Source organism: Pseudonocardia yunnanensis, assembly GCF_039534065.1.
GTDB lineage: Bacteria > Actinomycetota > Actinomycetes > Mycobacteriales > Pseudonocardiaceae > Pseudonocardia > Pseudonocardia yunnanensis.
In genome coordinates this window covers 647,503-660,098 of sequence record NZ_BAAAUS010000006.1, presented here as the reverse complement: position 1 = coordinate 660,098, position 12,596 = coordinate 647,503, and the positions used below count along the sequence as shown (strand labels likewise).

The following is a 12,596-nucleotide window of genomic DNA, read 5'->3' as shown; positions in this document are numbered from 1 at the left end:
CGAAGTCGCCGTGGTCGGTGTAGCGCAGGTGGTTGCCCAGGAACTGTTGGAACTTCGCCGGGATCACCTCGGGGTCCACCGACGTCACGCGTTCCTCGGGCGGCACGGCCTGGCATGCGGCCAGCGCCGCCACCGCCACCGCAGCCACGGCGATCCGGCCTCGGATACGTCGGCGCCCGTACCGTGCCGGACCTCGACCGGCACGCGGGCGCATCCACAGCGTCCATCCACGGAAGCCCCTGGCCGGTTGTTCGATGGCGCGCCTGCGGATCATTGCTTCGGCGTGGGAGGGGGATACGCGGGCGGTGGTCGACGCCTCGTGTCGGCGCCCACGCGTCGTAGTCGGCGAACATGCGCCTGTTCCAGCACGAACGCCAGCAGGATGAGCGGGACGCCGATGGCCCCGAGCAGGTTGAGCGGGGGCAGACTCAGCTCGTTGATGCCGTGCTGGCCCACCTGACCGCGCACCGCCTCGAGGGCGTGCACCCGGGATGCGGTGAGGGTGAACGGGCTGCCCGGGGCGGCGTTGATGCCCAGCGAGCTGGTGGTGACGTCGATGTTGTGGGCGTGCACCGGCTGGGTCGATCGGGTGCGGATGCCTTCCCGGGCGTGGCTGATGGTGGTGCCGGAGATCGTGGTCGCCGCGGCGACATCGATTGCGGTGGCGCCGCCGGTGATGCGACCGCCGATGATGCGGGTGTCCGGGCTGAACGTGCGCACGGCGTCGGTGGCGACGTTCTCGGCGACCAGGTCCTGCACCACGACGCCGCTGGTGTTCGGGGTGGCGACGACGCCATGGTGCCCACCTACCAGGGTGAGCCCGGTCAACGTGATCCCTCGGGCACCGCGCTCGATACGTACCCCGGTGCCCGAGTCGCTCACGCGCACGTCGGTGAGCTGCACGTCCTGACCGCCCACCGAGATCCCGGCAACCCGGGCGCCCTGGAACGTCGAGTCCGTGATGGTCAACCCCTGCGTGCTCTTCTCCGCCAGCACGCCACGGCGTCCACCCGTCGTTCGCACCCCTTCGAGCACCGTGTTGGTGGTGTTGATGTGCGTGAACAACCCGACCGGCTGATCGGTGGCGGTGAAGCCGGCGATCAGCGTGTCGTTGGACCGGCTCACTCGCAGCCCACCGGCCTTGTCCGCGGTCGTGGCGACTCCGATGACATGCGCGCCTTGCTGGCCGACCAGCACCACGCCGTATTCACCGTTGCCCTTTGTGGACACCCCCGTGATACGGCGACCCGTCACGGTCGCCACCGGACGGCTCGTGCTGCCCGCGGGACGGCGGTCGGCACTGAGCATGGTGAACAGTAGGCCGTTACGGCCGTTGCTCTCGGCATGAACCTCGGTCATCGTCGTGCCGCTGTCACCGCGGAAGACGATGCCGTCGCCGGTGGACTCGGTGACGGTCAGCCCCTCGAGGCGCACGCCGTCGGACCGGGACAGCTCCACGCCGGTGCTGTTGCGCTGCAGCGTGGTGCGCACCAGCGAGCCGCTGCTGGCGGGGTTGAACGCCACGGCGGGCCGTCCGTTGTCGACCTCATTGGCAGGAGTGCCCAGATCGGTGATCGTGGAGTCGGTGACCTCCAGCGTGCCGCCCGCCGCGGCCACGATCGACGGCCGTCCCGGCGCGAGGGGCACCGGTTTCCCGGTGGCGGGATCGAACGAGGTGACCGTGACGCCGCTCAGGCTCAAGCGGCCACCGCCGGTGTAGATCGACGCGGTCTGCGTCGTGCTGTCGCCTCCGGTGAGCCTCAGGGTGCGCACGCCGCTGATATCCAACGCGGTTCCCCTGGTCAGCACGATGGTGGCCCCCAGATCCGCGGTGCCGTCGGTGATGGTCAGCCAACCCGGCATGAGCATGCGGTCCAATGCGACGAGGCTCAGTGCGGCCGAGCCCGAGGGCACCCGCTGCGACACCCGCCCATCGGTCACCACATCGATCCGGGTGTCCCGCACGATCACCATCTTGTTCGGACGCCCCCGGTCCTCCCACTGTTTCCGGATCCGCTGGTCCTCGGGGGCGAGCTGCGCCGGGACCGACCAGGCGATGGGCGTGGGCACGGGTGTAGCGGCGGCGGCGCCCGTGCTGATTCCGAGGAACGCCGCGACCACGAAAGTGACGAGCAGAAGACTCATGCATACGCGCGTCATGCCGGAATCTCCTCCGGCTTCTCGTTGGTACGGACGACAGTGCCGTTCTCGACGACGAGGTTCATGACCGCCCGGCACCCGACACACCCGGCACGGGCTCGCGGGCGTCGTCGACCTCCCGGCCGACCACCGCGGCGAGGCGGTCATTGGTGGCCACCATATCAACAAAACTCACCTCATGACCCGCCTCCAGGAACCCCCGACCCGTCGCCAGACCAACCACACCCGTACCAACAAGGAAGATCCTCGACGCCTGCATGCGAGACACGCCTCTCCATTCCGGACATCAATATGGACGAGTTCGGCGAAGATGCCGTCGGAATCGATGCGGACGGCGTTAACCACGTACTCCGGCGAGCGGTCGTACCGATCGGACTCCGCGCGGAATGACCCAAGCGAGGAGATGTACGCAGGTCAGAGCACATCCGACGGGCACGGTCGGGGGCAACGGGCAACCGCGGCGGTTAACCCGGAAATCCACCCTTTGCGACACGAATCACGCCGGTCGAGGCACTACTGGTCATCGCTTCACTCCACAGTTCGGCCGGATCGGCGCACGATAGGGGAGCGTCGCTACCGAACGTTAGGCCACACCTATCAGCATTGCTAAAATTCGGAACCCGAAGACTATCGAATCAAGGCATCCCGACTGCTACATTCGAGCGTCCGTCGAGTGGACCTGATGTCGATCTCGATCTACTCCATTGTCGACACCGAGCCGCACGGGGAACGAGCCGAATCATCCCGGTGTGGGTGACCGGCAGCGAAGAGATGACCACTTCGCCGAGAGCGTCGGGGCGTGTCGCTCGAACCCCTCTCACCGGCGATCGGGTGTGCATGTTGATCCGCGTTCGACGTCCATTTCTCCGCGCTGCACGGATCGATCACCCCACCGGAGACGCCTAATGTCGGTCCGGGGTCGTCAGGAGACGAGGAGGTGCTCCCGGGGCAGGAGGGCGACTGCTACCCCCACGCGGTTCACCGCTTGTCCTGGTGCACGGCCCCGGCACGCAGTTGCCGCGCTGGGTGTCCAGGCCGAGCCGGCCTGCCGGCTCGGCCGCTCACCCAGTCTGTCGATTCCGGGCCTTCGCTCGCACCCCGGCATCGATCGGTCCACCGATCCCGACGATGACGACCCGGGATGCTCTCCCCCGATGTGCCGGTCCGCGCATCGGCGGGCGGTACCCGGCCGCTGCGATCACTGGCCCGCGACGGCCTCCTGCTCCTGCTCACCGACGTGGGCGACGTCGACGAGCGCGACGTGACGGGCTGCGGCCCGGTGCGAGTCGTACGCCTGAGCGCCTTCGCCGACATCTGCGGCGAATCGCCTATCAGCGGGCGACTCCCCCTTACCGGAATGTCAGGTCCGACCGCCGCAAAACGTATCTTCGTACCTAATACCGAGAATCATGCAATTCGACTGTTTCTGCCGGTGAGCGGATCCACCTGACATAGCCCGGCCCGTCGGATACGATGCGCACAGAAGTAACTTCGGCGGGTGATTACAAGTCGATGGTGACTACGTTGTCCACCGTCGCCCCACACCAGTCGAACTGGACTGATGGGTGCCCGATGCTGCTTCCTCGCCCCCCGTTCGACCCGGAGCTGGAGATGGCGCGTTCCACGCTGCTCGCCGACGTCCCGGCATCACTCACCCCCGAGATGGTGCCGGAAGGCCGCATTCGCACAGCGAAGTCAGCGGTTCCGATCGAGCACCTCATACACGACCGCCCGATCATCGTCGAGCATCTCAAGGCGCCCGGCCTGGCCGCGGAACCGGCCGTCACCCTTTCCGTTCTGCGCCGCCCCGATTCCGCACCGAACGCGCCCATCGTGTATTTCACACATGGTGGCGGTTACCTCTTCGGCGACCGGTTCAGCCAGATCGATCTCGTTCTCGACTGGATCGAACGGCTCGGGGTCGTGGTGGTCACCGTCGAGTACCGGCTCGCCCCGGAGAATCCGCATCCCGCACCGATCGAGGATTGTTATGCGGGCCTGCTCTGGATCTCACAGAACGCTCACAAAATCGGCGGCGACAAGGATTCGCTGCTCGTGGCCGGAGTCAGTGCCGGCGGCGGCCTGGCGGCGGGGCTCGCCCTGCTGGCCCGCGATCGTGGCGGGCCCCACCTGACCGGCCAGCTGCTCATGTGCCCGATGCTGGACGACCGCAACGACAGTCTGTCCGCGCAGCAGTTCATCGGGGTCGGTGTCTGGGACGCAGTCAGCAACGCCACCGCATGGGAGGCGCTGCTCGGCGCCGAGTGCGGCACCGACAGCGTCAGCCCCTACGCGGCGCCCGCACGAGCCACCGACCTGTCCGGTCTTCCGAGTGCCTTCATCGACTGCGGTTCCACCGAGACCTTCCGCGACGAGGACGTCGACTACGCCGCTCGCCTGTGGGCGGCAGGCGTGCAGGCAGAGCTGCACGTCTGGCCCGGTGCCTTCCACGGCTTCGACACGTTCCTCCCCCAGTCGGGCCTCGCCGTCGCGGCCCGACGAGCCCGTGAGCACTGGCTGCGCCGCCTGATCACGCGCTGAGCGATGCAGTGGTACTACTGGTCGGCCGGGGCCGAGCAGCGTGATCCTCAGCGCACGGCGCCCAGGACAGCCCCGCCGAGAACCTTGCGGCGTCGATCTCACGCTCACCCCCCGTGAACTGCAGCTCTGCAAGCTCACCCGCCCCTTTCCCGGCGGTTCCCGGCCACTGCTGCTGTCACCGGCTGGAATCCTCAGCACCCCGTTCGCGCGCCACGGTCGTGCAAGACTGGGTTGGTGCCGTGGCTCGGGGAGCTCCGCACCAGGCTGACCGCCATCGATCCGGGCCTGGTCAGGCTGCGGCTCGCCGCGATCGGCACGGGGTCGATGGCGCTGGCCGCCGGGGTCACGGCGCTCATCGCGAACCAGCCCGTCACCGTGGTCCTGCTCTCCGCCGTGCTGGCGATGATCTGCGTCGTCTCGGTCAACGAGCCCGAGCTCGGCCGCCTACGGGTCACCACTGCGCTCATGATCGTGCCGGCCTGCGTCGCGGTCGCGGCCGGCACGTTGCTGGCGCCCCACCATCTGTTCGCCGACATCGTGTTCGTCGCGGTGATGGTCACCGCCGTCTATATCCGCAGGTTCGGTCCACGCGGGTTCGCGCTCGGGATGGCGGCATTCAACGCCTACTTCTTCACGCAGTTCCTGCGGGCCGCGCCCGACCAGCTCCCCTGGCTGCTACTCGCCACCGCCGTCGGCGTCGCGTCGAGCGTGCTATTGCGGGGCTTCCTGTTCTCCGAACGGCCTGAGCGCACGCTCGTCCGGCAGCTGCACGCATTCGACGCACGTGTGCACGACCTCGTCGGCGCGGTCGTCGACCTGTTCGCGGACGACCCGGGAAAGCTCGACAGCGACCTGCGCGATCTGCATCGCAAGCACGCCCGGCTGAACGAGACCGCGCTCCTCGTGACGGCCACGGCGAATCGGAACGAGTCGGAGCAGTCCGCTGGATCGGGCCCGACGGCGGGCGATGTGCCCCTGCGCGTGCTCGACGCCGAGCTGTCCGCAGAACGCCTCGCCGTCTCGAGCGAACGTCTGGCCACGGCCGGCATCTCGATGTCGCACGACACCAGCCGGATGCTCCTCGACGGGCTGCACGGGCTGCAGGCCGCCACCGCCACCGGCACACCGAATGCGATGGTCGCGGCGCTGCTCGACGGAGCCGAGCGCAGCGTCGCCACCATCGTCGGGGAGACGCACGGGTACGGCGACCGCGTGCAGCGGGTGGCATTCGCGGTGACGCGGCTCGCCAGGGCGATCAGGACACTGCGGTGCCCCGGTGAGCCGGTTTCCGAGGTCTCCGAGAGCCATCCCGGGGCCGCTCCGATACCCGAGTACACGCCGAGCGACAGCTCGAGTGAGACCACGGACGACACCACAGCACCCAGCGGCATGCTCCTGACCACCCGGCAGGCGATCCAGGTGGGCGTCGCAACCAGCTTCGCGATCGTCGCCGGTGAGCTCCTCTCGCCCTCCCGCTGGTACTGGGCGGTCATCACCGCCTTCCTCGTCTTCGCGGGCACCACCAGCCGCGGCGAGGTGCTGAGCCGCGGCTGGGGACGCATCCTCGGGACGATCGGCGGCGTGATCGCCGGGATGGGCCTTGCCCTCCTCGTGTCCGGCAGCCAGCTCGCCGCCCTGATCCTGCTATTCGCATGCATCTTCGTCGCGATCTACGTCGTGCAGATCTCGCCGTCGTTGCTGGCGTTCTGGATCACCGCCGTGCTCGCGATCCTGTACGGCCTGATCGGCCAGTTCAGCGTGGCCACGCTGGTGTTGCGGATCGAGGAGACCGCCCTCGGCGCGGCGCTGGGAATCCTTGCGAGCTACCTGATCCTGCCCAAGCGCACCAGAGAGGCGTTCGGGGAAGCTCTCGACGAGTACGTCGACGCGGTGGACGCGGTGCTCGCCACGTCGGTCGACCGCATCCTCGGGCGCGAGTCGGCCGAGCACTCGGTGGAGCTGGCGAAGAACGTGCACGACACGATGGCCACCCTGCGCACCCGGGCCGCGCCGCTCGACAGCCCGCTGCCGTGGCGGCGGGGACGATCGAGCTACCACCGCATGGTGCAGGTGCTGAGCGCCGTCGACCACTACACCCGTTTCCTGGCGCGGCTCGCCGACCACGTGGATGCACCGGGATGGTCTTCGCTGTGCCCGGCGGCCGAGCGCGTGCAAGCCAACCTCGACGGGCTGCGCCGGGCGGTGCTCCAACGTGATCCCGGCGAGATCCGCTCCGCCGAGGACGTGATCGACGCCGCGGAGTCCGACGCGTCGCGCCAGCCCGACCCGCACCGGCTGGAACGGCTCGCGGTCAGCCGCATGTTGCGCCGGATCGACCAGGCTGTGTGCACACTCGCGGAAGACCTCCGCCTGCGCGAACGGGTGCGGTTGCGCGAGAGCGCACGCGCGCCGTCGGAGGCCGCCTCGAAGATCTGACACAGCCGGGCTTGACCTTGCCCCCGGGGCAGCCCGCAGCCTCGTCGCACCGGGCACCCGGCCCGGGACGAGGAGGGGCTGTGCAGCTGCTGACGATCGGCGCGTTCGCCCGTGCGGCACGGCTGTCCCCCAAGGCATTGCGGCTCTACGACGAGTTGGGGCTGTTGCGCCCGGTCGAGGTCGATCCCGCGTCGGGTTACCGGTACTACTCGCCGGACCAGCTCGACCGGGCACGGCTCGTGGCGTGGCTGCGGCGGCTCGGGATGCCCCTGGCCAGGATCGCTCAGGTCATCGCCCTGCCACGGCAGGCGGCGGCCGATGCCGTCGGCGCGTACTGGCACGAGGTCGAGATCGAGATCTCCGCTCGGCGGAAGCTCGCCACCACCCTCGTCGATCACCTGTCCGGGAAGGACACAGCCATGACCGACGAAACCACCATCACCCTGCGCTGGGCCTCGGCCTGCGAGCGCGGCCTGGTACGGCAGACGAACCAGGATGCGGTCCACGCCGACGACGGCTTGCTCGCCGTCGCCGACGGCTTCGGCCCGGCCGAAGCGCCGTCCGCGAGCGAAGCGGCCATCGGGGCGCTGGCCCGGGCCGGTGTCTCTGCCGGCGAGGTACTGAACGCCCTCGACGACGCGCTATCGGAGGCAGCGGCTGCCGTCACCGCGATCGGGCCGCCGTCCGGCACGACCCTCCCCGCGCTGGTCCGGTCCGGGTCGCGCCTCGCATTGGTGCACGTCGGCGACTCCCGCGCCTACCTGCTCCGCGACGGCATCACGCACCAGATCACCACCGACCACACCCTCGTGCGGTCGATGGTCGACGAGGGACGGCTGACCATCGCCGAGGCGGCGTCCCACCCGCAGCGTGCGCTGCTCGTCCGCGCGCTGAACACCGGGGAGCGCCCCGACGTCGAGCTGCGAGAGGCACGGGTGGGCGATCGGTACCTGCTCTGCACCGATGGGGTGCACGCCGTGCTCGACGACGGTGTGCTCCGCGAGTCGATGCGCGAGGACGACCCCGGCGCCGTCGTCACGCGGATCGTCGAGCACGCCCATGCCGTCGGTGCGCCCGACAACCTGGCCTGCGTGGTCGCGGACGTGGTCGCCACGACGTGACGCCGCGTGGCGGGATCGACAGCGCCTCGCCGCCGTGGTGAAGAACCGGCCCAAGCGGATCCAGTGAGGCGCTCGCCCCGCAGACCCACGCAGTCCAGGGCCCAGAAGGCGTCGGAGTACACGAAGGTGCCGGTCATCCATTTCTCGTACGAGGAAAGTTCGGCGACCTGAAAGGTCCCGGGCGGCGGCCACGTGATCTTCGGCCCGTTCTTGGCGAACCACCGGCTCAACACATCCGCCCTGAAGGTCGCCCCTTAGGGTCACGGCGCCAGGCCAGCCCCTGGAACGATCAGCATGCGACGCGATTGACGCAGGTCGTAATCCTGGCAATTCAAGCTCCGTGGCTCCCGGTACGGGTCGCGATCAGGAGCTCGACGCCGTCGAGGATGCGGTTCAGGCCGAAGTCGAGGGCCTGGTCCCGCGAACCGTTCCTGCGCGCGGAGTCGAGGGCCGCCGCGAGTGCGGGGAACCGTTCCTCACGGCCGCTCAGCAGGGCCCCGAACGCCGAGTCGAGCGCGCGCTCGGGGCTCTCACTCGCCATCGCCGCCCCTTGCTGAGCGATGGTGCGGACGTGGCCGACGAGGGTGACGGCCACGTCGAGGATCTCGCCGCCGTCGAGCCCGGTGCCGGAGAGGGCGGCGACGGCCTGCTCCAACCAGCTGATCTCGTTGGGCCCCATCGGCCGCGCACCGACAGTGGTCTCCAGCGCCCAGGGATGACGCCAGAACCGGTCGAACATGCAGGTGGCCCATTCGTACAGGCTCGGGCGCCATCCGCCGGCAACGGAGTCGAGACGCACGGGTTCGCCGAGGGCCGTATCGGTCATGAGCGCGACGAGCTCGACCTTGCCTGGCACGTACCTGTAGAGCGACATCTTCGTGAAGCCGAGGGCTTCGGCCACCCGTTGCATGGTCACAGCGGGTATTCCGTCCGCGTCGGCGATCTCGATGCCGGCCCGCGCGATCGCCTCCAGGCTGAGGGCAGGGCGAGGACCGCGCCTCGGTTGTGGACGCCGCTCCCAGAGCAGGGCGAGCGCTTCTGCGTGGTCGCCCGCCTCGTCCCCGACTGCCATGACCGCTCCTCTTGCCGCCGTCGCTCAACCGTGTCTAGGGTACACAGTGTCTGTTGGACACAGTTTCTAGGAGAACGAGACATGAGCAACCTTCCCCTGCACGGCCTGCGTGTTCTCGTCTCCGGTGCGGGGGTGGCCGGGCCCGCGGTGGCGCTCTGGCTCTCCCGATTCGGGGCGACGACCACGGTGGTCGAGGTGGCGCCTGCCCTTCGGACCAGCGGGTTCGCCGTCGACTTCCGCGGACCGACGCACCTGGGCGTGCTGTCGAAGATGGGCGTGCTCGACGAGCTGCGCGGCCTCCAGACGCATGCCGGGGCGATGAGGGCGGTCGACGAGCAGGGCCGGCAGATCTTCGAGCTACCGGCCGAGTTCGCAGGCGGCGACATCGAGGTGCTCCGGCGCGACCTGTCCCGCGTGTTCCACGAGCACAGCGCCGACCGCGCCGAGTACCTGTTCGGCGACGCCGTCACCGAGCTCACCCAGACCGCGCACGGCGTGCACGTCGAGTTCGCCGGGGCCGCGTCACGGACCTTCGACGTCGTCATCGGCGCCGACGGGCTCCATTCCGGGGTGCGTCGCCTCGCCTTCGGCGCCGAGGCGGAGTACGTCCGGCATCTCGGCTACTACCTCGCAGGTTGGGATCTCCCGAACGACCTTCGCGTGGGCACCACGCCGGAGCAGTACAACGTGCCCGGGCGGATGGCGAGCGTCGCCGCCGACCAGCGCGAACCCGGCCGGGCGGGCGCCTTCGTCGTGTTCGCCTCTCCGCGCCTCGAGTACGACTGGCACGACATCGACCAGCACAAGAAGCTGATCGCCGACGCACTGGCCGGTATGCGCTGGCACGTTCCCCGGCTGCTCGACTCGCTACATGAGGCACCGGAGCTGTACTTCGACTCGATCAGCCGGGTCAGCGTGCCCCACTGGTCGAGCGGCCGGGTTGCCCTGCTCGGCGACGCCGGCTTCGGTGTCACGCTCGGCGGCATGGGCGTGGGAACGAGCGTGGTCGGCGCCTATGTGCTGGCCGGTGAGCTCGCCGCTGCCGGGGGCGACCACCGCACGGCGTTCGCCGCGTACGAACGTCGTCTGCGCAGCTACGCCGGCCGCTGGCAACGGGCCTCCAACCCGGGGCAGTTCCTCGCACCGTCCACGGCCATGCGCCTACGCCTGCGCAACGGCATGTTCCGCAGCAGCCTGGCGCGGCGCATGCTCGTCGCCGGCACCACATCGCTGGCGACGACGTTCGACATGCCGGACTACGCCGCCCTGGCCACCTGACGCGACAGCTCAACCGGACCGGACGGGCTCTTCGCGCTCGGGCTCGGCGTCGATCGGGCGGGGCCGCAGCTTGTGGCGTGACGGTGTGGGCACCGTCAGGTCCAGCGGCGGCACCGGGTAATCCGAGGCCAACTCGATCACCGGCTCCTCGACCCGGCGGTCGGGCACCAGGAACGCCACCACCAACACCACGGCCAACCCGATACCCACCGCCACCAACAACGTGGTGACACTGCCCGTGCCACTGGTGCGATAGGTACGAATCGCGAAGATGATCAAGATCCACAGCAGGCTGCCCGGGACCAGCACCTTCCAGCCCAGGCGCATGAACTGGTCATACCGCAACCGCGGCAACGTGCCCCGCAGCCAGATGAACACGAACAAGAAGATGAACGTCTTGATCAAGAATGCCACGAACTGCAACCACCCGTTGGCATTGAGGAACGACAACGGCCACGGCCACTGCCCACCCCCCAAGAACAACGTGGTCGCCATCGCCGACACCGTCACCATGTTCACGTACTCGGCCAAGAAGAACAGCGCGAACTTCAACGACGAATACTCGGTGTGGAACCCACCCACCAACTCCGACTCCGCCTCCGGCAGGTCGAACGGCGCCCGGTTGGCCTCCCCCACCATCGAGATCACGAACACCACGAAACTCGGCGCCAACAACAGCAGATACCAGCCACTGCTCTGCGCCGACACGATGTCCGCCGTCGACAACGACCCCGCGTACAGGATCACCCCGACGATCGACAGACCGAGCGCGATCTCATAGGAGATCACCTGCGCCGCGCTGCGCAACGCCGCCAGCAGCGGATACGGCGACCCCGACGCCCACCCGCCCAGCACGATCCCGTACACCCCGATCGAGGAGCAGGCCAGCACGACCAGCACGCCGACGGGCAGGTCCACCAGCTGCAATACCGTCGGCTCGCCGAAGATCGAGACCTCGCCGCCGAACGGGATCACCGAGAACGCCACGAACGCCGGAATCGTCGAAATCACCGGCGCGATGAAATACACCCGCTTATCGGCCATCACCGGCATGATGTCTTCCTTGAACGCCAGCTTCAGCGCGTCGGCGAGGCTCTGCAGCCAACCGCCAGGGCCCACCCGGTTCGGGCCCGGACGCTGCTGCATCCGGCCCACCACCTTCCGCTCCGTGACGATCATGAACATCGTGAACAGCAGGCCGAGCGCGAACAGCACCACGACCTTCAGCAGAATCAGCCACAGCGGATCGTCGATGAGTAGTTGCTGGTATCGCGTCAGTTCCATGCTCGCCATTCCCCCCGGCGGAAACGTCAGTGGTCCGTCACCGTCATCGCTTCACTCGTCGTCCTCGGGCTCGCGTCGCGTCGCCCGGTCGAACATCTGCACGAGCTCCCGCGTGTAGGAACCCACGTCGAGATCGGGATCGGAGGACACCTGGGTGGCCAGCCCGTCGAGTGCGTGCCGGAGCGTGATGGCCATCGTCCGTGCGTCGAATCGGCGGAACTCCCCGGACTCCTGCCCGGCGGCGAAGATCTCGGCCACCACCCGGAACTCGGGCTCATGCGTGTGCAGGCCGAACCGGAGCAGGTCGTCCCCCGTGCGGAACCACACCCAGATATCACGCACGGCGATGACGTGCTGGCGGTACTCGGAGTAGAAGCGGGCGCTGGCCTCGATGAACGCGCGCAACTTGCCCGCCTGGGTCGACTCGGCCAGCACGTAGGGCTCGATGAAGCGGCCCGCCACGGTGAACACCTCGGCGACCACCGCCTCCACGAGGTCGTCCTTGCCGGCGAAGTGGTACGAGATCAATCGCGTGCTCGACAGGCCGGCCCGGCGCGCGATCTGCGCGAACGATGCCTTCGCGAAGCCGAGCTCGGCGATCGTCGCGATCGCGGCCGACACGATCTGCGTCCGCCGGGCCACGGTGGTGACGGACCGCTCCGGATCCACTCTTACTAGCACGAGTAAAAGTTACTGCAGTCAGG

General features: G+C 68.7%; 9 protein-coding genes. 5 read left to right on the top strand and 4 right to left on the bottom strand.

Annotation, left to right across the window (positions count from 1 at the left end):
• Positions 1-270: 270 nt before the first annotated feature.
• Positions 271-2,160: a right-handed parallel beta-helix repeat-containing protein gene (locus ABD743_RS09335; RefSeq protein WP_344720721.1), complete on the bottom strand. Its 1,890-nt coding sequence runs from the start codon at positions 2,158-2,160 to the stop codon at positions 271-273.
• A 1,141-nt stretch (positions 2,161-3,301) separates the two neighbouring features.
• Between ABD743_RS09335 and ABD743_RS09330 the strand changes: the two genes are divergently transcribed.
• From ABD743_RS09330 to ABD743_RS09315, 4 genes are all read left to right on the top strand, one after another.
• A complete protein-coding gene (locus ABD743_RS09330; protein ID WP_344720720.1) occupies positions 3,302-3,610 on the top strand; it encodes a hypothetical protein in 309 nt (102 codons plus the stop codon).
• 122 nt (positions 3,611-3,732) lie between these two features.
• Entirely contained in the window at positions 3,733-4,701 is a 969-nt protein-coding gene (locus ABD743_RS09325; RefSeq protein WP_344720718.1) for an alpha/beta hydrolase, read from the top strand.
• 234 nt (positions 4,702-4,935) lie between these two features.
• The gene (locus ABD743_RS09320; RefSeq protein ID WP_344720717.1) at positions 4,936-7,137 is read left to right on the top strand and encodes an FUSC family protein; all 2,202 of its coding nucleotides are present in this window, start codon (positions 4,936-4,938) and stop codon (positions 7,135-7,137) included.
• An 80-nt stretch (positions 7,138-7,217) separates the two neighbouring features.
• The gene (locus tag ABD743_RS09315) at positions 7,218-8,258 is read left to right on the top strand and encodes a MerR family transcriptional regulator (protein WP_344720716.1); all 1,041 of its coding nucleotides are present in this window, start codon (positions 7,218-7,220) and stop codon (positions 8,256-8,258) included.
• A gap of 331 nt (positions 8,259-8,589) precedes the next feature.
• Here the strand turns inward: ABD743_RS09315 and ABD743_RS09310 are convergent, their stop codons facing one another.
• The gene (locus ABD743_RS09310) at positions 8,590-9,330 is read right to left on the bottom strand and encodes a TetR/AcrR family transcriptional regulator (protein ID WP_344720714.1); all 741 of its coding nucleotides are present in this window, start codon (positions 9,328-9,330) and stop codon (positions 8,590-8,592) included.
• Positions 9,331-9,411: 81 nt separating this feature from the next.
• Here ABD743_RS09310 and ABD743_RS09305 point away from each other — a divergent pair, with 81 nt between their 5' ends.
• A complete protein-coding gene (locus ABD743_RS09305) occupies positions 9,412-10,608 on the top strand; it encodes an FAD-dependent monooxygenase (protein ID WP_344720712.1) in 1,197 nt (398 codons plus the stop codon).
• 9 nt (positions 10,609-10,617) lie between these two features.
• Here ABD743_RS09305 and nuoH read toward each other — a convergent pair whose 3' ends face one another.
• Together nuoH and ABD743_RS09295 are read right to left on the bottom strand one after the other, a co-directional pair.
• Complete coding sequence (gene nuoH / locus ABD743_RS09300; protein WP_344720772.1) at positions 10,618-11,886, bottom strand: NADH-quinone oxidoreductase subunit NuoH; 1,269 nt, start codon at positions 11,884-11,886, stop codon at positions 10,618-10,620.
• Positions 11,887-11,943: 57 nt separating this feature from the next.
• Complete coding sequence (locus ABD743_RS09295) at positions 11,944-12,561, bottom strand: TetR/AcrR family transcriptional regulator (protein WP_344720710.1); 618 nt, start codon at positions 12,559-12,561, stop codon at positions 11,944-11,946.
• Between the last annotated feature and the right edge of the window lie 35 nt (positions 12,562-12,596).

Bases quoted from the DNA above. Each gene is read 5' to 3' on its own strand.
- ABD743_RS09335 (WP_344720721.1), bottom strand. From the start codon at position 2,160: ATGACGCGCGTATGCATGAGTCTTCTGCTCGTCACTTTCGTGGTCGCG.
- ABD743_RS09310 (WP_344720714.1), bottom strand. From the start codon at position 9,330: ATGGCAGTCGGGGACGAGGCGGGCGACCACGCAGAAGCGCTCGCCCTG.
- ABD743_RS09305 (WP_344720712.1), top strand. From the start codon at position 9,412: ATGAGCAACCTTCCCCTGCACGGCCTGCGTGTTCTCGTCTCCGGTGCG.
- ABD743_RS09330 (WP_344720720.1), top strand. From the start codon at position 3,302: ATGCTCTCCCCCGATGTGCCGGTCCGCGCATCGGCGGGCGGTACCCGG.
- ABD743_RS09325 (WP_344720718.1), top strand. From the start codon at position 3,733: ATGCTGCTTCCTCGCCCCCCGTTCGACCCGGAGCTGGAGATGGCGCGT.